The organism is Lysinibacillus sp. fls2-241-R2A-57 (assembly GCF_030209535.1).
Classification (GTDB): Bacteria; Bacillota; Bacilli; order Bacillales_A; family Planococcaceae; genus Lysinibacillus.
On sequence record NZ_JARVRU010000003.1, the window covers coordinates 1 to 25,474 of the forward strand.

At 35.3% G+C, this 25,474-nt stretch carries 21 protein-coding genes and 1 pseudogene; 7 read left to right on the forward strand and 15 right to left on the reverse strand.

Translation table 11 applies throughout. The annotated features are described in order from the left end of the window. Positions 1-281: 281 nt before the first annotated feature. Positions 282-893, reverse strand: a complete 612-nt coding sequence (locus QRN68_RS00940; protein ID WP_285394702.1) for a helix-turn-helix domain-containing protein — start codon at positions 891-893, stop codon at positions 282-284. Positions 894-1,007: 114 nt separating this feature from the next. Here QRN68_RS00940 and QRN68_RS00945 point away from each other — a divergent pair, with 114 nt between their 5' ends. Next, on the forward strand, positions 1,008-1,883 hold the full coding sequence (locus QRN68_RS00945; RefSeq protein ID WP_285394704.1) for a DMT family transporter: 876 nt from the start codon (positions 1,008-1,010) through the stop codon (positions 1,881-1,883). A 183-nt stretch (positions 1,884-2,066) separates the two neighbouring features. Here the strand turns inward: QRN68_RS00945 and QRN68_RS00950 are convergent, their stop codons facing one another. The 8 genes from QRN68_RS00950 to QRN68_RS27005 all read right to left on the reverse strand — a co-directional run bounded on the left by QRN68_RS00950 (position 2,067) and on the right by QRN68_RS27005 (position 10,703). Beyond that, the gene (locus QRN68_RS00950; RefSeq protein ID WP_285394705.1) at positions 2,067-2,432 is read right to left on the reverse strand and encodes an MmcQ/YjbR family DNA-binding protein; all 366 of its coding nucleotides are present in this window, start codon (positions 2,430-2,432) and stop codon (positions 2,067-2,069) included. A 230-nt stretch (positions 2,433-2,662) separates the two neighbouring features. Continuing rightward, positions 2,663-3,478 carry a YitT family protein gene (locus QRN68_RS00955; RefSeq protein WP_285394706.1) on the reverse strand — a complete coding sequence of 272 codons (816 nt, stop codon included), beginning with the start codon at positions 3,476-3,478 and terminating at the stop codon, positions 2,663-2,665. 107 nt (positions 3,479-3,585) lie between these two features. After that, on the reverse strand, positions 3,586-4,911 hold the full coding sequence (locus QRN68_RS00960; protein ID WP_285394741.1) for a M48 family metallopeptidase: 1,326 nt from the start codon (positions 4,909-4,911) through the stop codon (positions 3,586-3,588). A gap of 206 nt (positions 4,912-5,117) precedes the next feature. After that, complete coding sequence (locus QRN68_RS00965) at positions 5,118-5,915, reverse strand: CYTH domain-containing protein (RefSeq protein WP_285394707.1); 798 nt, start codon at positions 5,913-5,915, stop codon at positions 5,118-5,120. Then, positions 5,912-7,000, reverse strand: coding sequence for an MBL fold metallo-hydrolase (locus QRN68_RS00970; protein WP_285394708.1), 1,089 nt, complete (start codon positions 6,998-7,000; stop codon positions 5,912-5,914). Before QRN68_RS00970 ends, QRN68_RS00965 begins: the two co-directional genes overlap by 4 nt. Beyond that, complete coding sequence (locus tag QRN68_RS00975; RefSeq protein ID WP_285394709.1) at positions 6,993-8,654, reverse strand: ABC transporter permease; 1,662 nt, start codon at positions 8,652-8,654, stop codon at positions 6,993-6,995. The genes QRN68_RS00970 and QRN68_RS00975 overlap by 8 nt, the downstream gene beginning before the upstream one ends. Positions 8,655-8,715: 61 nt before the next feature. Next, positions 8,716-9,741: an ABC transporter substrate-binding protein gene (locus tag QRN68_RS00980; protein WP_285394711.1), complete on the reverse strand. Its 1,026-nt coding sequence runs from the start codon at positions 9,739-9,741 to the stop codon at positions 8,716-8,718. Next, a complete protein-coding gene (locus QRN68_RS27005; protein ID WP_285394713.1) occupies positions 9,738-10,703 on the reverse strand; it encodes an ABC transporter ATP-binding protein in 966 nt (321 codons plus the stop codon). The genes QRN68_RS00980 and QRN68_RS27005 overlap by 4 nt, the downstream gene beginning before the upstream one ends. A 137-nt stretch (positions 10,704-10,840) precedes the next feature. Here QRN68_RS27005 and QRN68_RS00990 point away from each other — a divergent pair, with 137 nt between their 5' ends. Further along, on the forward strand, positions 10,841-11,761 hold the full coding sequence (locus tag QRN68_RS00990) for a LysR family transcriptional regulator (RefSeq protein ID WP_285394715.1): 921 nt from the start codon (positions 10,841-10,843) through the stop codon (positions 11,759-11,761). Here QRN68_RS00990 and QRN68_RS00995 read toward each other — a convergent pair whose 3' ends face one another. Both QRN68_RS00995 and QRN68_RS01000 read right to left on the reverse strand, forming a co-directional pair. After that, positions 11,762-12,031: a hypothetical protein gene (locus tag QRN68_RS00995; protein ID WP_285394717.1), complete on the reverse strand. Its 270-nt coding sequence runs from the start codon at positions 12,029-12,031 to the stop codon at positions 11,762-11,764. 416 nt (positions 12,032-12,447) lie between these two features. Further along, positions 12,448-13,659 (reverse strand): MFS transporter, encoded by a 1,212-nt coding sequence (locus tag QRN68_RS01000; protein ID WP_285394718.1) that lies wholly within the window; start codon positions 13,657-13,659, stop codon positions 12,448-12,450. Positions 13,660-14,933: 1,274 nt separating this feature from the next. Between QRN68_RS01000 and QRN68_RS01005 the strand changes: the two genes are divergently transcribed. After that, a complete protein-coding gene (locus QRN68_RS01005; protein WP_285394719.1) occupies positions 14,934-15,920 on the forward strand; it encodes a BMP family lipoprotein in 987 nt (328 codons plus the stop codon). Then, a complete protein-coding gene (locus QRN68_RS01010) occupies positions 15,917-17,578 on the forward strand; it encodes a methyl-accepting chemotaxis protein (RefSeq protein WP_285394720.1) in 1,662 nt (553 codons plus the stop codon). The genes QRN68_RS01005 and QRN68_RS01010 overlap by 4 nt, the downstream gene beginning before the upstream one ends. Positions 17,579-17,968: 390 nt before the next feature. On the opposite strand, the pseudogene QRN68_RS01015 reads toward QRN68_RS01010, so the two are convergent. From QRN68_RS01015 to QRN68_RS01030, 4 genes and pseudogenes are all read right to left on the reverse strand, one after another. Further along, positions 17,969-18,052 (reverse strand): annotated as a pseudogene (locus tag QRN68_RS01015) (SDR family oxidoreductase); the annotation flags it as partial. A gap of 169 nt (positions 18,053-18,221) precedes the next feature. Continuing rightward, positions 18,222-18,518: a hypothetical protein gene (locus QRN68_RS01020; protein ID WP_285394721.1), complete on the reverse strand. Its 297-nt coding sequence runs from the start codon at positions 18,516-18,518 to the stop codon at positions 18,222-18,224. Beyond that, positions 18,500-19,495 (reverse strand): anti-sigma factor, encoded by a 996-nt coding sequence (locus tag QRN68_RS01025; RefSeq protein ID WP_285394723.1) that lies wholly within the window; start codon positions 19,493-19,495, stop codon positions 18,500-18,502. The genes QRN68_RS01020 and QRN68_RS01025 overlap by 19 nt, the downstream gene beginning before the upstream one ends. Next, positions 19,488-19,976, reverse strand: a complete 489-nt coding sequence (locus QRN68_RS01030) for a sigma-70 family RNA polymerase sigma factor (RefSeq protein ID WP_285394724.1) — start codon at positions 19,974-19,976, stop codon at positions 19,488-19,490. The genes QRN68_RS01025 and QRN68_RS01030 overlap by 8 nt, the downstream gene beginning before the upstream one ends. A 501-nt stretch (positions 19,977-20,477) precedes the next feature. Here QRN68_RS01030 and QRN68_RS01035 point away from each other — a divergent pair. The 3 genes from QRN68_RS01035 to QRN68_RS01045 all read left to right on the forward strand — a co-directional run bounded on the left by QRN68_RS01035 (position 20,478) and on the right by QRN68_RS01045 (position 25,274). Continuing rightward, positions 20,478-21,587 (forward strand): hypothetical protein, encoded by a 1,110-nt coding sequence (locus QRN68_RS01035; protein WP_285394725.1) that lies wholly within the window; start codon positions 20,478-20,480, stop codon positions 21,585-21,587. 200 nt (positions 21,588-21,787) lie between these two features. Continuing rightward, positions 21,788-23,722 carry an ABC transporter ATP-binding protein/permease gene (locus tag QRN68_RS01040; protein WP_285394726.1) on the forward strand — a complete coding sequence of 645 codons (1,935 nt, stop codon included), beginning with the start codon at positions 21,788-21,790 and terminating at the stop codon, positions 23,720-23,722. 22 nt (positions 23,723-23,744) lie between these two features. Beyond that, a complete protein-coding gene (locus tag QRN68_RS01045) occupies positions 23,745-25,274 on the forward strand; it encodes a hypothetical protein (protein ID WP_285394727.1) in 1,530 nt (509 codons plus the stop codon). The last annotated feature ends 200 nt before the right edge of the window (positions 25,275-25,474 follow it).

The window sequence follows — 25,474 nt, forward strand, 5'->3', positions numbered from 1 at the left end:
TCTGTTTTGGGGCTCGATACTAAATAGCAACAAGAAAAACCCTTTCATCGATCAAAATAAACCTATTTTTTCCTAACCAACACGCCTGTTACATTAATGAAAAAGGAACCTGCTTTCTTCGCAGTAAAGCTAGTAAAAATTGCAGATTCCTTTTTCATTTTCGATTGTATACTATTTTGTGGGGCTGTTCCTAAAATCGATGATTGATCGATTTTTGGAAGGTCCCCTTTTTAGTGGTTAAAGTCACTCTCTCTTTTAATATTTGCATGTGGAGGAGCTATTTAAACTAATGATGGGGTTAATACAAATAAAATATGATTAGTTTCATCACTCTTGTTCAAAAATCGGTGTTTAACATTCGGTGGAATGCGTACGACATCTCCTTCATCTAAAAAATATTCGGTTCCTTCCAGTTCAACATATGCTTGACCTTTCATAACCACAGCAATCTCTTCTTTATCGTCATGTGAGTAATGACTCTCTGTAGTAGTAGTATGTGCATTCAAATCCATCATTAAGAGTTCAATATGCGCCTTCATAAAGTCTGGTGTTAATACATCATAGACAATATGGTCACTATTTTCACGATATACTTTCTTTCGATCTTGCTTTCTGGAAATGAGGGAATCTGTATCAATTTCATTAACAAACAGAGTAAAAAGTGGCACGTTTAGTGCTTGTGCAATTAACTCTAGTACACTTAACGACGGATTCCCTTGTCCTCTTTCAATTTGGCTAATAAGTGATGTACTAATTCCTGCATATTCAGCAAACTCACGAATTGTCATACCATTTTTCTTACGATAGTTTAATACTGTTTGTCCTAAGCGATGATTTTTCATAGCAAATACCCCTTTAAAATAATGTATGTTTGATGCCTTTTGTGCTGACATACTAAACATAGAGAAATAATGCTTTTTTCAATAACATAAATATTTTATACTTACATTTGTACATTATAATATATTAATTTTATTATAGTAAACAAACATCAAGGGGGAACAGTATTGAAATCACCGCTTATTTCTTACACTACCTTATTTTTGGGCGTAATTGCATTGTCTACTTCAGCAATTTTTGTGAAATTAGCAGATGCACCTGCGACAATTACAGCATTTTATCGGATGCTTTTTGCAGCAGTAATGCTTTTGCCATTTTTATTAGTAAATAAAAAGAACCGTAAAGAATTAGGTTCGTTGTCAAAAAAACAATGGGGACTTGGATTACTCTCAGGTTTATTTCTGGCAGCACATTATTTATTGTGGTTTGAATCATTAAATTACACATCAGTAGCAAGTTCGACTGTCATCGTCACATTACAGCCACTTTTTTCAATGGTGGGCGGTTATTTTCTATTCAAAGAGCGCTTCAGTAAAGGTGCTATTATGGGCTGTCTCGTAGCGATTACCGGAAGTATTGTCATTGGATGGCAAGATTTTCAAATTAGTGGACAGGCATTATTTGGCGATATACTTGCTTTTATTGCAGCAGGTGTTATTACGGCCTACTTCTTCATTGGCCAGTATATTCGTAAAAAGCTATCTCTTATCCCTTATTCAATTATCGGTTATACCAGTAGTGCACTATTTTTAAGTATTTTTGTTTTCAGTCAGCAAATTTCTTTCGTTAATTATTCCACACAAACCTGGTTGTCCTTTATTGGATTAGCATTTATTGCAACGATATTAGGACAAACGATTTTTAATTGGTTGTTGAAATGGCTAAGTACCTCAGTTATTTCAATGAGTATACTAGGAGAGACGATTGGAACTTGTATACTCGCTTATTTCATTTTGGATGAGGTCATTTCTTTACAACAAGGTATAGGAATCGCACTCATCTTAATTGGTCTAGCAGTATTTTTACTACAGCAAAGAAACTAATAAATAAATAATAGAAAAATATATACGAAGATAATTAGAATACAAGAATAGATTTAATTTAAGAGCATTATTAGAAGAATATCTTTTAAAATAACTTCCTTGTTCAACTAAAAGGGGCGTTCGTTGAATAAGAAAGGACATTACATATTTTATATGACTAATATGTAATGTCCTTTAATTTATCTATCTTTTTAAATTAATCTCTTGCTGAGCTTTTTTTGTTAGCTTTCCGAAAACTAACTCATACGAATGTTTGATTAGATTTTCAACTAAATCGATCGGTACATCCTCTGCATCCATATAGATTGAATTCCAATGTGTTTTATTCATATAATAACCTGGAATAATACCTTCATAAGCTTCTCTTAACTCCTCAGCTCGATTAGGTTCACATTTCAATGTAAGTACCGGTCTTCCAGTTGCATCTCCGCCCATCATCCCATACATTTTTCCCCCAATATGATAGCGATCCGCTGCCCATTCTACTTTGTAATCATGTGTTGTACCATGAAGCTTTAAGCAATACGAATGAATTGTTTCTTTGTCCATTTTTATCCCCTCCAACAATATAAAAACACACGTTCGATTATATTTATTATAACCAATAACGTGTGTAGAAGGGAATAACTATTTATTTTTAGATTGATTTCCCTCTGATAGGCGTTTTCTTAGCGAAAGCAAAGCGGCTGCAACAAAATGTTTTCTGTGCGAAAGCGTAGCGGCAGCAACACGATATTTGCTCAAGCGTTATATCGGGGGCATTTCTCCCCCGATATCGCTTACTTTAAGCCTCTATCAAACATGCCAATGACTTCTACTGTTTGTAATATATTAACAAAGGCTTTTTCATCCGCTTCCTTTATCATGCTTTTAACTTCGGCAAGCTGATAGCGCGTAATGACGGTTATTAAAACTTTACGTCCTTCGCCTGAATAAGCACCCTTCGCATCCACAATAGTGACACCTCTATAAAGCTTAGATAGTAGCAGCTGCCTCACTTCCTCGCCCTTGCTCGTAATAATCATTAGCGTCAATTTAATATGACTCGTATGAATGGTGTCAACAACCTTCCCTGTAGCATAAATCGATACGAGTGTTAGTAATGCAGCGTCCCAGCTAAAAACGAATCCGGAAATAGTTACAACAATCCCATTCATTACGGAGATTAATGTACCGAGCGGAAAATCCCGTTTGCGACTTAGTAGCATCGCTATAATATCAAAACCTCCAGAGGAACCGGATGCACGAAAAATTATACCCGTCCCCAATCCTACAATAACTCCGCCAAATAAAGAGGCAAGAATCGGTTCTTGTGTAGCTTTATAAACAGGAATAATATACAAGCTTACGGATAGTACGACGACCGAAAGTATAGTGTATCCAATGAACCGCTTTCCTAGCTTCATGACCCCTATAATAAGCAATGGTAAATTCAAAAGTAAATTTAAAATCCCTGTATTCACTGGTGTGATAATCCCTAGCATAATGGCAATCCCACTTAAACCACCACTTAAAATCTCATGTGGAATTAACAAAAAATTGTAAGCAAAGGCGATTAATACCGATGAAAGTGTAATAACGACAATATTACGCATAACAATTCCCCTAACATTGAAACGAAAAATGAGTTTTGATTTTATAATACCCAACCTATTTGTTCACAAAACCTAGTATTGCACTTTTTCTATTAAAGACTTCGTTATTATTTTTTCTGATGTTCTTTTTTCTGCTCCTCTTTTATTGGCACTTCTTTTAAAGGCTCCACTTTTTTCTCTCCTTCTTTCTCCGCTACCTTATTAATACGATCAAGCATTGGTGGATGTGTATAACGGAACCATTTTACAAGTAACTTTGGATTTACCTCACTTAAACCAGATATCGTCAGCTTCTGGAATGCAGTAACTGCCGACTCTCGATCACCTGTAAGTGAAATCGCATATTGATCGGCTCTCGTTTCTTGATACCTTGAAATATAATTGGACAGAGGACTTGAAGCAAATAATAAAACAGATGTTATCAGTAAAAATAATGGGTAAGAACTTATATCACTGATTTTTTTAATTTTTAATACCTGTCCGTAACGTCTAACCAACCACCTCATACATTTTGCTGTTAGCCATAATCCTAGCAATGACAACAAAAGGTACCCTGCAATACCAAAATAAATATGCTTCTCAACGTAATGTCCCATTTCATGTGCCATAATAAATAATATTTCATTATCTGTTAAACGATTTAAGGTTGTATCCCATAGGACAATTCTCGAATTACTGCCAATACCCGTTACATAGGCATTTAAGGCATTTGTTTTTTCTGCCATATTGACTTCATATACATGCTCTGCTGGTATATTTGCCTGTGCAGCAATAGACAGGATTTTCGCCTCTAGCTCCTTATTTTTTAACGGATAAAAATCATTGTATAAAGGATCAATAACAACAGGTTGAATGAACATCACAAATATTGTAAATGGAATCGTTAAGAACCAAGCATATAGCCACCATCTTTTGGCACTTTTTTTGATGAGCCAATAAATGACAGACACAATAATAAAGCTCATGGCAAAGTTAACCCAAAAATCGATAAGGCCATCTCGCATCCAGGACGAAAATCCTTGTGTACTAATGCCATAAATTTTGCTTAAATTGTAACGATAATAATCGAGTGGAAATAGTACAACATATAATAAAAGTGATAATAAGAATAAGTAACTTGCATTTTGTAGCAGCTTCCATTTAGTTTGTGACGTCGCTACCTTTTCGAAATAACGTGATACACCCATAATTAATATCATGAAATAAATTAACCATTCCAAAGGTGTAGCAACAAAGAATAGAAAGTTCCGTATTTTAGAATATTCACCACTTAAATATAGTTCTTTTTCAGACATAAACATCACTGGATCTGCAGCTGTTCCTTGCAACGCTCGTGGTATTGCACCACCGTCGCTATGGAATATATACCAATACATACAAAGCACATAAACACCGAATAAAAGTAGCGCGACAATTCCCATCTTTTTCGCTATGTTATTTCCTCCTCTGTTCAACACAAAGTTCGTCCTATAGTAAGTGTAAGCTAAATTGAAAAAGTTAGAACAAATTTTTCTTTGTTTTTATTTACCTTCAATTCTACTTCACACCAAAAAGAAAAAAATTCGCTCCACTTCTTCAAACGAGTGACAAGCACCACAGCTTGCTCGCTATTCCTAGAAGTGTCGCGAATTAATTTAAATTACATATCCATTACAAATGCCGTTTTTCCACGTTGATCAACGCTTAAATAACCTGCAGATTCTAATTGATCATGCCATTCTTTTTCTATAACAGCAGCCTTTAATGCATCTTCCTCTTTCGTTGATAGCTCTACCATCGTCTCGCCTTGATATTGCCAAACTTCAATATCTGCCTCATAGCCCGCAAAGCTTCCTTTATATGTTGTTGCCTTTGCAGGACCATAAACTACAGCTAGAGATAATGTATTTTGATACCATGCTTCAGAATGCCAATTTAAAATTTTCTTCGGAACATTGTCTAAAATTAATTTTTTCGCAGCGTTTGCATCGACTGTATCATAGGAAACTTTAGATGTAGTCTTTAATGATTCCTTACGACTTATCGTGAATGTCCGATTACCACCCTTAATATCCATTTCAAATTTATAGTTGGACTCTGCTCCCGTAAAACCATGACTTTCTGTTATTGCGATCGCTTCATCTAAAGGTGTATTTAAAAATCTCTTTTTATAGGTAATATCCATTTTATTGCTCCCATTGTAGACACGCAAACGGTGGATATAATCCTCATTTAAAAAATCTTTATTTGGAGTATCAAAGAAATAAACCTTTACCTCATCTTTTTTTGTAGCTTGAAAAACATTTAAAATATCTGATTCAGCAAAAAGTTCAGATTTAATATTGAATTTAATTTCATGCTCTGGCTCAATTGCTGCTTTCGCTTGTGTGGAATCAAAGCTAATAGCGCTAACAAGTACAATGCCTATTAAACAAAAAGTTACGAAAAATTTCTTCATATGATCTCCTCCTTTAGTAATTGCAAGAAAGTCGTTTCCCTATTCGTTAATGAACTGTGAAAATAGATAGTTTTATGTGCATTTATTTTCTTAGAAAGTGCGATGATATCATGATAATCTGGATGCGTTTTATAAAAAAATTCCTTATGTTGATTTTTGGATAATTGAATTCTATAGTTGCCTTTATGCCAATATCCCGTAAAGATCACTATAGCTGTTGGGTTTTTATGAAGTAGCTCCACTAATTTCGCTTCATCACGCTCAGGCATAAAATAAATGGTGTTTTCACTTTCTGTTATCTTTGCCAAACATTCTAGTTTAAACGGTTGCAACATTGTATTGGTAGACAATAAATTTTCAGGTGCCTCATAATAATTATCAAATAAAGACAACAATTCATGATCAATACGTATCGCCCTTGTCGTATGCTGAAAAAGATAGATAGCAACATCTGCTGTTTTTCCTGAAAAAGAAGACGGGAAAATAATTGGGCAGCTTGGATTTGCATGAATAAATTCTGACACTTGCTGCAATACTTCTAAATTATTGATGCGCTTCTCCACATGACCGCTATCAATAATAGCTACATCATATACAGTCCAGTCCTCTATCGGCAGCTCTGCTTTCAACAAAAAGGAATCCACCACATAGTCGCCAGAGTAAAAAATCACCTCCTCAAAAAACCGGATTTTATACCAAACACTTCCTATTAAATGTCCACTGTAGCCCCATTGAAAGGCAAGACAGTTACTAACAACTAACCACTTTCCAATAGATTCTGGTTGAAAGGTTCTTGTATGTTGGCATGGCTGTTTTAATTGCTGCGCAGTCATTTTACTCATAATGATCGGCCCTCTGTATCCCAATGTCTCAAGCAAAGGAAGAGCACCTACATGATCTATATGTGAATGGGAAATAAACACTGCATCAAGCTTTGCCACATGAGCTTGTGTTAAATTCGGAGGAGATTTCTGTCGATTATTCATCACTCCGCAATCGAGTAAAATAGCATGTCCATTATTTTCAATGAAAAAGCAGTTACGGCCATACTCACCGACCCCACCTAAAATCTCTATATTAAGCATCCGCATGCCCTCCCCTTTTTTGTAGCCAGGCAAACAGCAACATGAAAATAACGGTCATGATGACTGTTATTACTGCTACAGCCATTCCTTCCCCGACATTTCCTTGCTCAAATTGACTGTAAATAAATGTTGCGCCAGTCTCTACTGAAGGGGGCAAAATAAGTAATCCAGCGACAAGCTCACGCATTGAAATAATAAACGTCATCGTCATCCCAGCTAGAATTCCCTTCATTAATAATGGCATGATGATTTGTCGATAAACAACCCAACTACTTCTCCCAAAAATAGCTGCTGATTGGAATATCGAAGAATCTAATTGTGATAAAGAGGACTTTATATATTGCACAGAATACGGTAAAAAAAGTACACAATACGTGACCACAACCATTGTCTTCGTATTATAAATGGTCGCTGGTAGCCACGGTGCATTCCAAAACATAATTAACCCAACAACAAAAACAATTCCAGGAATAATGTTAGGCATTAAACTAAAGAAATCTAATACTTGCTGCTTTTTCGTTTCTCCTTTTTTAATGTATAAGGCAATGAACAAACCAATAATCGCCGTAACGACAGCTGTGATTATGGAGAAAACAACACTATTTAAAAATGCTGACAATCCAGCACTTCCACTTGTAAACACTTCCTGGTAGGAGGCAAAACTAAAATTCCCTGCTTGCAAACCATCTCCCCTAACTTTCTGCAAAGATGTCACGATAATCGAAAAATAAGGAATACCGATTGATAGCAAAATGATGATCCCCACCAAAAGCCATGAACTGAGCTTGACATACCACTTATCTTTGATTTCACGAATAGCTGGTGTTTTTCCAGAAAGCACGCTATATGTATATTTGCGTCCAATAAGATTTTGAAAATACCAGATGACGAGACAAACTGACAGTAAAAATAATGACAGCGTGGTCGCCATACTTATGTCTACTGGCCATCTAGATAGGTAAGAGTGGATTTCAGTCGTAAATACTTGAAAACCAATTCGACTACCAAATGTTGCAGGTGTTCCAAATTCAGCTAATGTTTTGATGAAAATTAGCAAACTTCCTAGAACGTAGCTAGAAACCAATAAAGGCAAAACTATCTTCATCCAATTTCTCCAAGGACTTCGTCCAAAAATGAGTGCAGCATCAAGAAAGGAGCCATTGATTCTTAATAACGTATTTTTTAGCATTAAATATAAAAAAGGAAAAAGATGCAGGCTCATAATCATGACCATTCCAGATAAAGAGAAGAACGCTTCAGTCATCCAAGAAGCACTTGGAAATAGCTGTTGGAGAAATCCATTATTTTGCATAAACAATATCCAGCCCATCGAGCCAATATACGGTGGAGTCATAAACGGAATCGTTAGAACAATATCTAGCCAATTATATTTATACAAGCTTGTTTTCGTTCTTATTAACGCCATGGGGAATGCTATAATTGTTGTCCCTATAATAACTAAAACTCCTAATAGGATAGAGTTTCCAAGCGTTTGCCACACTCTCTCATTGGCAAACATTCTATTAATTTGTGAAACATCTAATTGCCCTTCTTTCATAAATGTATAGAACACAATGGCAATTAACGGTGCGATAGCAAACGTGATGACAAGTGTCAGTAACAATCCAAAAGTTCGTCTGCCTTCCATAATCATTGATAGTTCAATCCTCCCCTAGAGAAACTTAAAGGAGGCTAAAAAAACCTCCCAAAACTACTTAACGAAAAATATCATTGAATTTAGTTAATACTTCAAGTTGCTTCGCTTCTGCACCCTCCCAGTTCACGTTTAGCTGAGGAATTTCATCCAAAGCTGCTCGATCCTTTACAGGTATATCTTTGTTGCCTGGTAGTAAGTAAGCGTCTGCGACAAGCTTTTGCCCTTCATCTGACAGTAAAAAATCAACGTACGCTTTTGCACTCTCTACATTTTTTGCATCCTTCAAAATACCAACAGCTCGTGGGCTGACAACTGTCCCGCTTTTTGGATAAACAATTTCTACTGGCTCTCCATCAGCTTTTGCTTTATAGGCCATGTAATCTACCCCTGAAATTGTGGCATTTTTATCACCAGTAATAACAGCATCTAACGCTTCCTTATTAGCACCATTCACCTGTAAACCATTTTCTTTCCACTTCTCCATCGTAGTCCAAGCTGTTTTTTCCGCTTCTGTATATCCGTATAGGAAATCTACAGCAGAGCCTGACATACTTGGATCTGGTATATTAATTTTATTTTCCCATTCGGCTTTTCCTAAATCTGTCCATTCTTCCGGAGCCTGTTGTGTATTTTTTGTATTATAAGCAATTCCTAAAGCTGAAGCACTATAACCATAGTAATAACCTTCTGCATCTGACCAATCGCTATTGATTTTCTTTGCATTTGCAGCGTCTTTATAGCTTTGAAGCTGATCTGTTTCCTTTAAGCCATCCATTGAAGCGACAGAGGCTAGTACGACAACGTCTGCTACAGGGTTATTTTTCTCTGCTTCTAAACGCGATAATATTTTACCTGTTGTCCCTTGGAACATCTCTACTTTTATTCCTGTTTTCTCTTCAAATGCTTGTTGAATATTCGCTGCTAAACCATCTGGACCAGCAGAATATACCGTTAAAGTTTGTTCTTCTTTCGGCTTTACACTTGATTCTTTATCGCTCTCTACTGTTTTATTTCCACAGCCCGCTAACGCTAATGTTAAAAGAATCCCAGCTGTAGCAAATAGTTTTATACTTCGTTTTTTCAATGTAAACCCTCCAATTGATATATTTGTTTTTCATCAATAAAAACCTCAAGCTGCTTACCATGTTCTATAGGCTCTGCCTCGTAAAAACTCCAATGCTTCCCATCTACCTGTGCCTGTACTAAATATCGATCACCAACAAAGGTACTTTTCACAATCATCGCTTGTTTCGCAATTGTTCCTGGGCGTGCTACTCTGGAAACTCCTTCAGGTCGCACAATATAATTACCTTTATCAAACCAGTTCACTTTGCCGATAAAATCTGCTACATACGGTGTTGCTGGGGCGTGATATATTTCTTCTGGCGTTCCTACTTGTGCAATTCTTCCTGCCTCCATCACGATAATTTGATCTGACATTGCCATAGCCTCTGTTTGATCATGTGTGACAAAAATTGCCTGGCAATCTAACTCATGAATAATATGCATGATTTCATCTTGCATTTTTTCTCTTAGTACTGCATCGAGCGCCGATAAAGGTTCATCAAACAAAATAAGCTTTGGATTTGTCGCAAGTGCCCTCGCAAGCGCTACCCGTTGCTGCTGTCCTCCAGATAACTCACCCGGCTTACGTTTTTCAAATCCTTCCATTTTCACCAATCGCATAACATGCTCTACTCGTGCCGGAATTTCTGACTTTGGAACAATTCCCTTCAAGCCAAAAGCAATGTTTTGGAAAATAGTCATATGAGGCCATAATGCAAAATCTTGAAAAACCATTGTCATATTTCGCTTATTTGGTTTTACATTTTTACGGAGTTTGGATGAATAAATAATTGTTTCATCAAAACTAATTTCTCCATTTGTCGGTTGTTCAAGACCTGCTAATATTTTTAATAACGTTGTCTTTCCACAGCCTGATTGTCCTAAGATTGTAATGAATTTGCTATCCAACTCAATATTGATGGGCCATAGCGCTTGAGCCTGTCCATATTTTTTCTCGATATTCGTTAATGAGATTTTCATAATATCCTCCCTGTTAATTACAACTATAAATTCCAGATATTTAGAAAATATTAATACACTATTAATAACTCGTTAAAAAAAATCTAATAAACTAAAGCAAATGCAAGATTTTTTCTAATTTACTTTAGGAGGATAAAATGAATAATATGAAATTACAGGCATTTTGCCTACTTGTAGAATTAAAAAAATTAGCTCCTGTTGCCAAAGAGCTTGGTCTAACAGCACCGACAGTATCCTTTCATATTCGCTCAATTGAAGAGGAATATGGCATCCGTTTATTTCGGACAAATGCAGGTGGATACCGTTTAACAGAAGCGGGAGAAGGACTCTATCATTACGCTCGCCAAATTGTACAACTACAAAAAGACATGAACCGCTTTTTTGAAAATCTTTTAGCAGGCAATATCGGCTCTATTCGACTTGGAGCAAGCGGGCTACCTGCACATATTTTTATGCCGGATATTATTCATCTCGTTTCAACAGCTTACCCAGACATTCGTATATCTCTTGAAGTAAAAACAGCACCCGAAATTGAACAAAAGGTAGCTCTTCAAGAATTAGATTTCGGGCTAATTATGGAAACAAAACAAGAAAATTCGTCCCTTGTCTACGAAACAATTGGTGAAGACGAACTTGTATTGGCATTAAGCCCTACCCATGAGCTTGCAGCAAAAAAGGACATCTCAAAAGGAGACGTCCTAAAAAACAAAGTATTATTGCATACATCCTCTAGTTCAACGAATCATTTTATAGAAAAATGGATGGACCCATTTCATCCATCCATTTATACGATCGAGCTAGATTCTGTTAGTACTATTAAGAAGATGCTTACTTTCGGAAAAACAATTGCCTTTTTGTCAGTTGCTCTAATCGAAGACGAGTTAAAATCAGGACTTTTGATCAAAAAGGACTTACACGATATGACACTTAATAGAAAGATTCAACTTATTTACTCTAAATCTCGTCTAGAAAGTCAAATGGATTCATTTGTAAAAACAGCAATTTATGATTTAGCCAAACAATTAAAAATGTATCCCTCATATGACATAATTCAATAGTCATCCAACTGCTGAATATTTACAAATCCCCATAAAATAAGGCTCATCACCATAACGTGTGGTTGATTTCCGTTCCGACTGGGCGCTTTGTTGCTGTCGCTTCGCTTTCGCACAGATAAAACATTTGTTGTTGCTGTCGCTTCGCTTTCGCACAGATAAAACATTTGTTGTTGCTGACGCTACGCTTTCGCACAGAGCAAAGCTTCCTGGGGGCGCCCGATGAGCCGCTTCGCTTCGCTGCAGGGTCTCATCTGTTACGCTGATCCCCAAGGAGTCGCCCAGTCGGAACGAAGGTCAACTTATATACAGTTCATACGTCTTAACAAATTTCATCCACAACTTTTGGTGATGAGCCTAAAATAAACAGATTTTATTTTTTCATCTGTCTACCTAATAGGAAGTATAATCCCTTTACTCAAATTTTCTTTTTTAGTATTTCATCAGGCGTGTTGATTAACCATTTTTTCTATCCTAATAAAATTTGAAGGCTCTGATTTCCGCTACATGCTATTCACTTTCCCGTAGGAAGCAGCTTTGTTCTGCGGCGAAAGCAAAGCGACAGGAGCACTTGAGTAACCCTACGCTACAATCAGTTGAAATGGAAATATATTAGCAAAAATAGCATCAAAAAATCCTTTTATCGCTCTATATAAACCTATTTTTTCCTAATCAATACGCCTGTTATTTCATTTCTCTTTCTTAAAGAACATAAATCCCATTAAACCAATGATTAAAATAATTCCTCCTCCGCCCAAAAAGACACTGGATGTAGTGAAAATAGCCAAAATACTACTAATAACCCCTAACGATAATGTGTCACTTGTATAATTAATAGATGATGATATACTGAACACTTTACCTAACATATTGCCGGGAACTTGCTCTTGGATTATTATAATCCTTCCAAGTCCTTCACTTGCCTGACCTATTCCAATAATAATTGTTGCTATATAGATAACAAAAATAGATGGTGATAGACCGATTAATAATAATCCACTCCCCCATAGGATGATTCCTATTTTAAAAATTACTATTGGATTAAGTTTTTTCAGTGTACCAAGAATAATAGAAGTAGAGAATGCTGCAGCACCAAGTAGGCCTGTAATAATTCCAAAAGTTGAAATATCTTTTCCTAAATTAGTATCAAGATAAATAGGTAATCCCACACGCCACAATCCTGTATTTATCAGTATACTTATACCTTGAACAAATATAATAAAGAGAATATTTCTATGTGATTTTAAATAAGCTACAGTCAATTTTATTTCGGCTATTGTTCCTTGTTCGCTATCATTAGTATTCAAATGAGTAACTTTATAGTTAATTAGCAAATGAAATACACCAGAAATACTTATTAAAATGAATGCGAGAGTTAAAATATGAATTTGATCGGTAACTTTAACAACTATCCCTACTGAGGCAGGAATAATAATACTAGCACCACGTTGAATTGAATCCAAGAGAGCATTACTTCTTTGTAATTTATTATTTGTAACTAATTCTGGTAACAGAGCTCGAAAACTTGGTTCTGAAAAACAATTTAAAATACTTATTAACACTGCAATACACATCAATATGAAATAATTTAGAAAACCTAAAAAGAACATAACTGGAATACTAAGAATTAAGATTGCTATGAGAAGATCACAAATGACCATGATTTTCTTTTTGTTCCATTTATCAGCTTTTACTCCACCATAAATCCCTAAAAATATAAAGGGCAAAGTTTCAGCCATTACCATTAAAGATAAATAGAGAGGTGAGCTATTCGTCAATTCCATCGTTAGCCAAATGAGCTCCAAACTAAATAATATTAAAGAACTTCTTTTAAAAAGCCTCCCTAACAACAAAAAAGTAAAATTTTTCTCATCTAAAATATCCTTATACAGGATTTTCAATCTCTAACATCCTTTCATTACAGAAACTTACAAGCCTATTTAATCCTTCTTTTAGGCTTTCTATCTGCAAAAATTATTTTAGATTAAATATTCCTAGAAGAATAGTCAAAATTATCGGATTATTTAAAAAGCAATGTATACAGTTGTAGGATATATTAAAAACACTAGAGTTACTGTATCAAAAATACTCAAGTGATTTATATATACCTCTCAGAAGATAGTTTCGATTCGATTTATCAACTTCTTTAATTTGTCAAAATTATTGATTGCCACAAAAAAGACTTACCCTAGGGGGGATAAGGTGAATCTAAAGATAGTGCCCATTATCTTGAGGATTCTTTACAATACGGCACATTAATTATATGTTTTGTTGTAGAACTAAAATTTGTCGGTTTTTTGATTGAGGTAATGTATGTGCCTGAGAAGATGACTATGGAAAATACAACAACTGTAAATTGAAATAATAAAATATAAAGAGAGAGGTTGTGCTAGAAAGTTGGTTTTAATCTTAGTAGGATACCTATTTTAATTAATAGCTGCTGTATTTCTTTTATCAGGGTTTTTGGAAGTAGTCTTTCTAGTGGATATATTACCTTTTATAAACTTTAATGTTAAGTGTACAATTAGTTTAGTAAGTTTAACAATTGGTTCAACCCTTTTACAAATTAGAAAATTAAAAAAGAAACAAATATCATAGTACGCAATATTTTATACAAAATCTAGCCTTAAAACTCTATCAATTCGAATCCTTGGCTACCATATTCAAATTTTATAAAGGTTCAGGTGTGTTGATTAACCATTTTTATACACTATCGCTCAATAATAAACCTATTTTTTCCTAATCAACACGCCTGATAAAGGTTATTAAAATCATACTCTAACTTTCAAATATCTAAAAGTCTACTATTAACGCTTGGCATTGTTAGTATCATTATTATTTAGTGCTGTTTAATTCGAGCCTCGAAAACTCTTTGAATGTTTGCGAGGCTTTTTAATTTTCCATAGAAAAGGTGCAATTTTAATATGCATTAGTCCTTATTTCGTAATATAACCCCTTTTTTTTCACTGTAGTTGCAGTAAAAACGCATTGTATAACATACTAAATGCTCAGTAATTAAAAAATATAGAGGATGATTTGAAACCATTTTCCTGTAGTAAATTGTAAAAAAACTGATAACATTTAAAGGGTATTAATATAACTTTCATCGTCTGACATTAGACTAAATAAACAACTTTTAACCTATATATATTACATATAACTGGAGGTACTACTATTGAAAAAAATAATGATTAGCCTTTGTTTGATAGTTTTATTAATAACAGGCTGTTCAACGGCTCCGACTGAAAAAGCCAAAGAAGATTACAAAATTGGTATCTTGCTTTCAGATGCAGGTCTTGGTGATGAGTCGTTTAATGACTCAGCATTTAAAGGGCTTGAAAAAGCACGTGATGAGCTAGGTATTTTGTTTGATTATAAAGAAGCTCCAGATGGCAATTACGAAGAGAAACTTGAAGAACTTGTCTCTGAAAATTATAACGTCATTATCGGGCTTGGCTTCTCCGTACAGGAGGCGCTGGAAAAGACAGCAAAACAACATCCAGATCAGCAATTCATCCTTATTGATGCGCAATCAGACGTTGAGAATATCATTTCAATAACCTTTAAAGAGCAGGAAGGAAGCTTTTTACTCGGAATGGTTGCGGCGATGACGAGTAAAACTGGAAAAATAGGATTTATTGGTGGTGCAAATGCTCCGGTTATCCATCATTTTGAAAACGGCTTTATTGAGGGAGCTCGATATTTTAATCCAAATATCGAAATTGTTAGTGAGTATGCCGGCACATTTGATGATACCGAGGCTGGTGCTGCAATCGCAGAACGTTACATAAAGAATGGCGTCGATTTTATTTATCATGCAGCGGGATTCACAGGCTTCGGCGCCATAAAGAAAGCTGAAGAAATGGGTATATATGCAGCGGGAGTTGATACTGATCAATTTTACATTGCAGAAAAAACAGTCGTAACATCCATGTTAAAAAATGTCGACCAAGCTGTTTTTAACATGTGTAAAACACTAGTTGAAGAAGGACAAATTTCCGAAAAATCATTTTCATTCGGTCTAGCTGATAATGGAGTCGGACTTGCAGATATCCGTATTATCAAACTAACATCTGAACAACAGGCTGCCATTGAACAAGCTAAAAAAGATATTGTCTCAGGTAAAATAAAAGTTACCGCAGAAAAGGGGAACAGCCAGTGACATTACGAAAAAGATTATTTATGAACATACTTATTCCAATTGTGCTTGCAATGGCTATGATTGGCTTTATAATCGTTCAAACAGCTACTATTCAAACAACTGCACAAGATGATACGGAACTTTTACTTGCAGTGAAGGAGCTTGAGCAAAGTTTAGTTGTAACGAGCCAATCATTAAACAATTACACTTATTTAGACAGTGAGGCAAATAAAAATGAAGCTCTTGAAAATTTGAAAGAAACAGACGCAAATTTAGATGCACTTTCCTCTGTTTCAAAGATTCCTGAGCATAAGGCAATCATCAAGAAAATCGATGATAAATACATAGAACTGAAAAAAGCTACCGAAACGGGTTTTAATGCTAACAACCGTCCAGAGATTAAAAAACAAGCAATAAGAATATCCGGTATTTTAAACGATATGTACTTACTGAAAAAAGAAACAAATGAATGGTATAAAGAAATGAATGATTTGACAAAACAGAAAATTACTTTTATTACCACAACAACAATAATAGGAAGTATCCTTCTAATTATTGCTACCATCATTTTTTCTTATGTCGCAACGAAAAGAATTACAAATCCGATTAATCATATCGTGGATTGTGCACAATTGGTGGCTGCAGGGAATTTGACGATAGATACCTCTTCCCTATCTTATAAGAAAGATAGTCGAAATGAAGTCGATCAATTAACGGAGAACTTTTCCAAAATGATTGATAGTTTAAAAAGCACCGTACAATCCATTGACGATGTAGGTAAAAATGTCAATCTATTTACACAAGATGTCACAAGCTATATTGAAACCGTTAATGCAGGCAATAAACAAATTGCCGCATCAACGGACGAACTGGCAAAAGGAAGCTTAACTATCTCAGAAGATATCCAGTCAACAGCTATCCTTATGAATACTATGACAGATCAATTTACTATTGTTCAGCAGACTAGCAATCAATCAGCAATAAACGGTAAACAGGCACTTGCTGCTGTTCAAAATGGCCGTAGTTCATTAGAAAAGCAATCCTCCATCGCGAAGGATATTACATCCACATCGTTGGATATTAAAGATGCTGTTACTCAATTCTCTCAATTTACAACAGAAATTCAGAGCGCAGCTAAAGCCGTTCACGCTATTGCCGATCAAACCAATCTGCTAGCATTGAATGCGGCAATCGAAGCAGCACGTGCTGGAGAAGCTGGAAAAGGATTTGCAATAGTGGCAGAGGAAGTCAAAAAACTTTCCAATGAAACTGAAAAAGCAACTAGTTTAATCACTTCTATGGCTACACATATACAAGATGGCATTACGCTCATTCATACTACTGCAGAGCGTGGACATCAGCTTTCTAATGAACAATCACATTCGATGACCGATACAGAAAAGTCATTTGAGGCGATTGCTACACATGTTTTAAACATTAATGATCAATTACAACACCTTGCTAAAGATATGGAACAGACAAGCGAAACAAGTAAGCAAATAAACAATGCCATTGAAAACATTTCAGCTATCACCGAAGAAACAGCAGCAGGAACAGAAGAAATATCTGCTTCCTCTCAAGAGCAACTACTATCATTCCAGAAAATTAGTGAAAAGGTATCTGAACTTCAAGAAATGACAAATACATTGACTGTAGAGCTAAAAAAATTCACATTATAAAGAACTATAATCATCAATAGAGCTTTTGAAAAATAAGTAAAAATAAATAAAATCCCGGCTCATCACCATAAGTTGTGGATGACATTTTTAAAAATATATGCACTGTATAATGGTTGATTGGAGTGGAGACTGGGCGACTCCTAGGGGATTAGCGTCACAGATGAGACCCTGGAGCGAGCATTGCGAGTGAAGCGGCTCATCGGACGCCCCCTGGAAGCTTTGCTCTGTGCGAAAGCGAAGTGCTAACGTAGCGGCAGCAACAAAGCGCCCAGTCGGAACGGAAATCAACCACACGTTTTGGTGAAGAGCCAAAATCCCGAATAATGGACACCTATAAGTGACCTTAATCGGGATTTTTCTTAACTTAAAATTAGAAAAAATTATGAAATATTATAAAGTTAAACCACCATCAACTAGAACAATTGATCCAGTCATATAGCCAGCGCGATCAGATGCTAAAAAAGCAACCATTTCACAGGTATTACACCAAAACAGTATAGAAATGAGCATTCCAGAAAGTGATAGCTAAAACAAATGGCAAGTTTGAAACTTAAAGAGAAGGTGAACATGTTGGTAAACCAATGATTTTACCTTCTCTTTTAACGTTTTTTCAACTCATAAAACTTATTTTGAAACACAGTTTTTAAGGGAATGGTATTACCATCCATCCTAAAATGAAAATAGTTACTGTAAATATCATGATGAATAATAAAATACTTAATCCCCAAAGCCCTAATGAACGACTTTTTTTAGAACATATAGCAATGACATTAAAAGGAGCTGTTAGATAAACTAACAAATAGAAGTTATTATCCGTTATATCAATATTCGTTATTATCAATATATTAAGTAATAAAAGTAGACATAAGCCACCAATCATCCCAAGCCATCCGGCAGTGACAAATCCTTTTTCAAATCGTTTTAACGTGACCAGTTCCATAATTTCACCTCACCTACTTTTAAATACCGTACAATATTATTCATTTTTTCTAATGCAAGGACATCCTTTTTCGGTCCTGTCACAACAACCCCATATGTTTTCACACCATTTTCCTCAATATAAGCAATACGTTCTGGCAATGCTAAATTTTTGGCGCTAGAAATCTCTGTCGCAAGCTCTTCGTGTTGCTCTATATTTTTTAAAATATCCATAAACACTTCTTCATTTGACGTTGCATCGCGAAATGGTGACCATGTGGAATTATCACGTTGCACAGGATAGCCAATTGGTGAAACAACATCACCATCTTTACTTAAATTTGTTTTTTCTACACCGGTATCGACAGCAGCCCACACAACATCGACATTAGGCATTGCCTTTTCTGCTTCTTTAACTGTCATAAGATCAAAAAATGAAATATAAGCTTCCACAACTGTTTCATCTGGTAAACCGTCAAGCACCCTCCATTCTCGACCAGTATCCATCGTCAAATTCCTGTTGTCAGGATGTATTAACCAAGGATTAGTTTCTGTTGGATGTTTTGGTGCTACTCTTTCTAAAGATGTGTTCACTTCTTTTTTAGATAAGCTACCAAGGAAAAAACGTAAATCATAAGTATTCGCTTTATAGTCTTCCTCTCCGATACGCTTATATTGCTCAAATGCAAGCTTCATTGAAAATGGCGTAAAAGACATATCAAAATCTATTTCTTCCAGTGATGTATTAGGCTCTGTAACATAAAGCGTTTCACTTGTCACATCCATTAATGTTGTAGAACTTGTACCAAAAGCATAATACATAAATGTCATCATAAAGCTTGTTGGTACAATTAATAATATCATCGTTAAAGTTGCAAAAATCAGCTTCCATTTCGACGTAAATATTGTTTTTTTAATGACTTTTTGATATTTACTTTGATCATTTGCATTTGCAATTTCTGCTTTGGAGCTTGCTATTAATTTTTCATAATCATCCATATTGCTGTCTCTCCTTTTCTATTAAAGCTCTCATTTTTTTTCGCCCACGCAATAAATGACTTTTGAGCGTATTTAATTTTAAATCTAAAATATTTGCCGCCTGCTCATAAGTACAATCATGCACATCACACAACATAATTACTTGCTTTTCATACGGCGATAGCTGATCGAGTAAAGAAATTAACGAATGGAAGGAATCCTCATTGACCGCAATGATTTCAGGTGTCATAAATGTTGATTGTTCAAGATTATTCGTGAGATTAACACGGTGTTCTTTTCGTATGTAATCGATATGAGTATAATAGGCTACTTTAAATAACCATGGTTTAATGTCTTGGATTGTATTAGTTAGTAATGTAATGTGCGCTTTATAAAATGTATCCTGCATTAAATCTTCCGCTAATGTTGGATTTTTGCATAAGGAATATAAATACCGATAGATATCGTTTATATAGCGTAAATAAAGCTGTTCAATGTCCATCTCTTCCCACCTTTCAACCTATCCTCGTTTCAGCAATAGGAAAAGTTGCACTAAATTATTTTTTTTGCTCTTCACCAAAACGTGTGGTTGATTTCCGTTCCGACTGGGCGCTTTCCAGGGGGCGTCCGATGAGCCGCTTCACTCGCGTTGCTCGCTCCAGGGTCTCATCTGTGACGCTAATCCCCTAGGAGTCGCCCAGCCTCCACTCCAATCAACCCCTATGGCATACGTTTTAACAAATGTCATCCACAACTTTTGATGATGAGCCTTTTTTTTGCAATTTTATCATCATTTGGTTAGTATCTAAGAATTTCTTTGAAATGTCTATGTAGTAAACATGATAAGAAAATACTAGAAATCGTTTTGCTTGCTTTTGCATACATCAGTAAACTTTTTCAATAGTCATAAAAAAGTCATATCGAATTCATAAGGTCGTCATAACAAACCATTATCTTATGAAGTGTAAGCAATATGAGTCTTAAAAAATGAGGAGAATTAATTATGAAAAAAACAACTAAGCAAGCTTGGATGATTGTATCAGCACTAACAATAGGAATGGCTGTCTTCACGCCACATCAAGCTGATGCAACAACAGCAAAACCAACAAATGAAATAACTGTTAAAGCTGAGCAACAAGTTAAAGGAACTGTTAAAAGCATTAACGGAGATAGCGTGACAATCAAAGGGAAAGACGGTAAAAACTACTATATCGGAATTCAAAAATTTTCAAATGAACAAATAGCAAAAATGAATTTAGCTGAAGGTCAGGAAATTTCTGTAGAAGGTAGCTTAGTACAAGATTATTCAGACTTCTACACGTTTGACGTCTATAAAAAAGACTTACCTAAAGAAATTAAAAAAGAAGATCTAGCTAAATTAGAAAAGCTGTTTAATCAAATGAAGAAGTTAGAAAAAGAAGAGAAATATGAAGAAGTAGATAAAATCAATCTTGAAATGGAGAAAATCACAAAGCCATATTTTTTAGCTAGCTGGGTACCTGTATCTTTTGAAGAGTTCATCAAAGAGTATGGATTTAGTGAAAAAAATATTGTGATTAAAGAGCAGGATAAAAAACAGCTGAAAGCAATTTATGAACAGTGGATAAAATTAGAGAAATCTGGTAAAGAAGATAAAGCACAAGAAAAATTTGATGAATTCCAAAAGATTCTTCAACCTTATTTAGATGCGCTATATCCACCAGTAACATTTGAAGAATACATTTCAGATATGAAATTAGATATTCCAGCTGATGCTTTACCAAAACTAAAAGCGATTTATAAAGATGCTCAAAAAGCAGATAAAGATAAAAATGATCAATTATCTGAAAAACTTTGGGGTCAATTCGATGAAATGATTAAACCTTACATGAAGCCACTTAGCTTTGAAGATTACGTATCTGACTTTGATTTCGAAATCAAGGCAAATGATAAAAAACAATTAAAAAAGCTTTATGAAGAAGCATTAGCTCTTGATAAAAAAGGTGACTATGATAAATCTAATGAAAAATGGGCTGCTATCGACAAGATTTTAAATCCTTATTTTGAAGCAAATAAAGAAATTCTAATCTCAGCTTCTAAAGTAACGATAAAAGGAAAAGTTTATCAACCGTAATATAAATAATAGTTCAGGGGTTATCCCAAAAGTCATTGATCAATGATTTATGGGATAACCCCCTTTCTTTTGTAGTCAACAATAAGTTCATGTCTGACTTTTGTCTCCAATAGTCACAAAAAAGTCATAAGGTATTCATAAGGCCATCATAACCAACCATTATCTTAATAGATAGCAACTAGAAGAGATGGAGTGATTCTATGATAGAAATTAGAAATGTTAGTAAAACCTATTATCCGGATAAATCAACCCCAATACCTGCATTGAAAAATGTAAATTTAATGTTAGATAACGGTGAGTTCGTTGCAATTGTCGGAGCTTCGGGCTCTGGAAAATCCACGCTTCTCAACACACTTGGAGGACTGGATAAGCCCGATTCGGGAGAGGTCTACATAAATGAAACACCTATGTCAACGTTTAATGATCATCAGTATTCTGATTACCGTAAAGATAACGTCGGATTTGTGTTTCAACATTTTCACCTGATGCCTCACTTGACAGTATTGGAAAATGTAGAATTGGCTTTGGCTATGAGCTCATATGAGAAAAAGGAAGCTCACCAAAAATGTGTACAAGCCCTTCAAGAAGTAGGCCTGGAAAAAGCGATTCACCAAAAGGCTAATGAATTGTCAGGAGGACAGCAGCAAAGAGTTGCGATTGCAAGAGCGTTGGTCAAGTCGCCAAACATCATCTTGGCTGATGAACCTACAGGTGCCTTAGATTCCCATACTTCTCAAGAAATAATTGATTTATTGAAAAGTATTTCTGAGCAAGGCCGCTTGGTCGTTGTAGTCACCCACGATGAGGCGGTTGCTGAGCAAGCTTCAAGAATCGTTCGAGTTAAAGACGGAGAGATCATCGAGGACAGAAAACAAAGTAAACAAGATTCTGTTCAAATGGAGATAACAGAAGAACCATCCCGAAAACGTTCTTTTCAACTAAAATCAGCATTTAGACTTTCGTATCACAGAATTAAGGAAAAAAGGTGGCGCTATTTTCTTGTATCCATTGGCATCTCTATCGGGATATGTGGATTTTTACTTGCCCTTGCGTTCGGGAGTGGAATAGACAACTATATACAGTATTCATCTGATAAAGTAATAGACAGTAAAAAATTAGATTTTAAAAAAGAACAAGATTATATGACTAGTTCCGATTATTATGAACTCAAGAAAAATGAGCATATCAAATTAGTGCAGCCTGAATTCGAGCTATCGGCAAGAATTGAGAAAAAAGATATCATCAGCTTTGATGTCAAGCCTTTGCATAAAGAAAAAAATAGAAACGATTACGCCTCGCCGAAGGTATTGTATGGCCAACTTCCAAAAGAAGATGAACCCGGAATTGCCTTGTCAGAAAGCACAGCCAAAAAACTACTAAAGGAAGGCGGCAAGCTGGAAGATTTAATCGGCAAAGAGATGACTATTAAGTTTCTGTCCATGGATGAAATTACGAGCTATCCCTCTAGATGGGACACGCAAAAGCTGAAAATTTCTGCCATTACGGAACAATCTTTTATCGGAAAAGAATATTCATATATTCCATACGATTTCCACACAGAGGTTGTTAAACGTTCAAGATTTATCGGAAAAGACTCAGAAATAACGACCAACAAGTATGAAGTGTATGTGGATGATAAAAGTTCAATCAATTCAGTTGTCAACCAGTTTAAACAAAGCTATACCATTACAACACCTGAAAATGTATTGAAAGAGTTAACTAAAACATTTAAAAATATACAGCTTGCTATTACTGGGGTTTCTATGTTAATTCTATTGATCTCCTCTATTATGGTAGGAATTATTCTTTATATCAGTGTTTTAGAGCGAAGAAAAGAAATCGGTTTATTCAAAGCAATTGGCGGCAGAAACAAAGAAGTTCGCTGGATCTTCTTTTCAGAAGCAATTTTGTTGGGAGGCATGGCTTCTATTAATGGTACAGTGCTAGGCATTGTGGTTCAGGTTATTTTGAATCGTGCACTAGAAGCTAAAATTCATTTCGAGCTGTTACATATAGATGTATTTACAGTGCTGCTAACTATAGGATTTGGCATCTTAATTAATGTATTAGCATGTATGATTCCTGCTAACCAAGCAGCAAAGTTAAATCCGATTCAACTTCTTAAACAAGATTAATTATAAAAAAAGGATGATAATTATGTTAAAAACAGTACGTTTAGTGTTCATGCTTTTGATCATAACCATATTAACAGCATGTAACAACAATAATCAGGAAACAACCGAAAAGCCTGAAAACAAAAAGGTTGAGGAATCTCAGAAGTCGAACGAAGATTCGATGGACAGCAACCCGATTGAAAATAGTAAAATAATTAGAGAAATAACGCCCCAATTAGTAAAAGATATTAAAAAGATTTTGATAGACGATGCAAGCAAGCTATGGCCATCGTTCAATAATGAGGATAAGCAAATATTATTGTTGAATCCTTCTAATAAAATGGCCTATTTAATTAACAACCAGAAAACCGATATTGGGCCTAAAGACGAAGTGATTGAGTACAGTACGGATTCCATCAAGGACACTCAATTGTTGGTGATGCCATTCCAACTTACGACATTCAACGATCACCCTACCTATGTCTTTAACCTTGAATTTGCGTCAGATTTGATTTCTGGCAAAGATGAGAAAGCAGCATATGAAAATGTATTTAAGTTTATTGTCCATGAAGGGATTCATATTCTACTACAGTCAGGAGGCTCTGTGGAGGGTCTTGGTACAAGAGCTGAAACATATCCCGAAGATATCGACAGTAGATATTACCGGAATGAAATGTACCAATATCTAAAGGATGCTATTAATTCCAAAACGAAAGATGAGAAAATCGAGCAGATTCAAAAAGCGGTATATTTTTATGAATTATATTTAAATAGTAACAAGAAGAATAAGGACCAAGATGGCTACGATAATATTGAAGGAATGGCTACTTATTTAGAGTCGAAAGCCTATCAGATGATTAAACATCCAGACACATCTGCAAAAGAATTAAATGAGTTAACTGCACAAAATATTATAGATAATTTTATTGGAGCTGATCAAGGCAAAGAAGAAGTACTCTTGATGAAAGGGCGAGAATTTTATGATATCGGCGCTTTAGCAATTGCTTCTGCGGTTGACATGCAGCTTAATGAAAAGACTATATTAACAGCTTCTCCTTTAGGTTTGTTGGATTCTGAATTCGGTAGCAAAAAAGCTGAAGGCCATGAGAATATAAAAAAAGCGAACAATGACTATTACAATGATTATAATATTAAGCTAAAATCTTATGTAGATGATATAGCTTCCAAACAGAAGGATGACCAGTATGCAGCGGTCAGAATCCCTGTGACAATCCAAAACTCCTCAGCTTCGTTTGAGGATATGATAGTGGAATACCAATATAAAGGAAATCCAGCAGAAATACAGACAACGACAAGAGAAATTATTCTTCCAGATACTCGGATCAAACTTAACAAAATGAAATCTCTTTACTTAGAAGCCCCTATGGAAGGTTTGGAAGATCCGACGAAGATGAATCCAAATACGATAATGGGTTACACGATTGTATTTGTTCCTAAAAAAGATATCGAATTCTCTCAGGACAAACTACTTACAATTCAAAGAGATGATTTATTAATCTTTGATGCTAAGTATGAGGAAAAAGACGGAGAGTATCAAATATTGATGAATTAACGAATCCATATATTTAGCAGGCATCTTTCTTCGTAAGGTAAGTAACTTTACTATGAAGATGCCTGCTTTATCCCGTATTAACGGGTAGTAATTTATCTGTAGCGAAAGCGAAGCGTCAGGTTCAAGGCTCAAAATTCAGCGATAGCAAAGAATTTAGATGGGAGTACTTACTGACCGTAAAAGCCCAATTGGTGAAGACT

Coding starts and splice junctions, on each gene's coding strand:
- QRN68_RS00940 (WP_285394702.1), bottom strand. CDS start 893: ATGTCAGCACAAAAGGCATCAAACATACATTATTTTAAAGGGGTATTT.
- QRN68_RS00950 (WP_285394705.1), bottom strand. CDS start 2,432: ATGGACAAAGAAACAATTCATTCGTATTGCTTAAAGCTTCATGGTACA.
- QRN68_RS00955 (WP_285394706.1), bottom strand. CDS start 3,478: ATGCGTAATATTGTCGTTATTACACTTTCATCGGTATTAATCGCCTTT.
- QRN68_RS00965 (WP_285394707.1), bottom strand. CDS start 5,915: ATGAAGAAATTTTTCGTAACTTTTTGTTTAATAGGCATTGTACTTGTT.
- QRN68_RS00970 (WP_285394708.1), bottom strand. CDS start 7,000: ATGCTTAATATAGAGATTTTAGGTGGGGTCGGTGAGTATGGCCGTAAC.
- QRN68_RS00975 (WP_285394709.1), bottom strand. CDS start 8,654: ATGATTATGGAAGGCAGACGAACTTTTGGATTGTTACTGACACTTGTC.
- QRN68_RS27005 (WP_285394713.1), bottom strand. CDS start 10,703: ATGAAAATCTCATTAACGAATATCGAGAAAAAATATGGACAGGCTCAA.
- QRN68_RS00990 (WP_285394715.1), top strand. CDS start 10,841: ATGAATAATATGAAATTACAGGCATTTTGCCTACTTGTAGAATTAAAA.
- QRN68_RS01020 (WP_285394721.1), bottom strand. CDS start 18,518: ATGGAACTGGTCACGTTAAAACGATTTGAAAAAGGATTTGTCACTGCC.
- QRN68_RS01025 (WP_285394723.1), bottom strand. CDS start 19,495: ATGGATGATTATGAAAAATTAATAGCAAGCTCCAAAGCAGAAATTGCA.
- QRN68_RS01030 (WP_285394724.1), bottom strand. CDS start 19,976: ATGGACATTGAACAGCTTTATTTACGCTATATAAACGATATCTATCGG.
- QRN68_RS01035 (WP_285394725.1), top strand. CDS start 20,478: ATGAAAAAAACAACTAAGCAAGCTTGGATGATTGTATCAGCACTAACA.
- QRN68_RS01040 (WP_285394726.1), top strand. CDS start 21,788: ATGATAGAAATTAGAAATGTTAGTAAAACCTATTATCCGGATAAATCA.
- QRN68_RS01045 (WP_285394727.1), top strand. CDS start 23,745: ATGTTAAAAACAGTACGTTTAGTGTTCATGCTTTTGATCATAACCATA.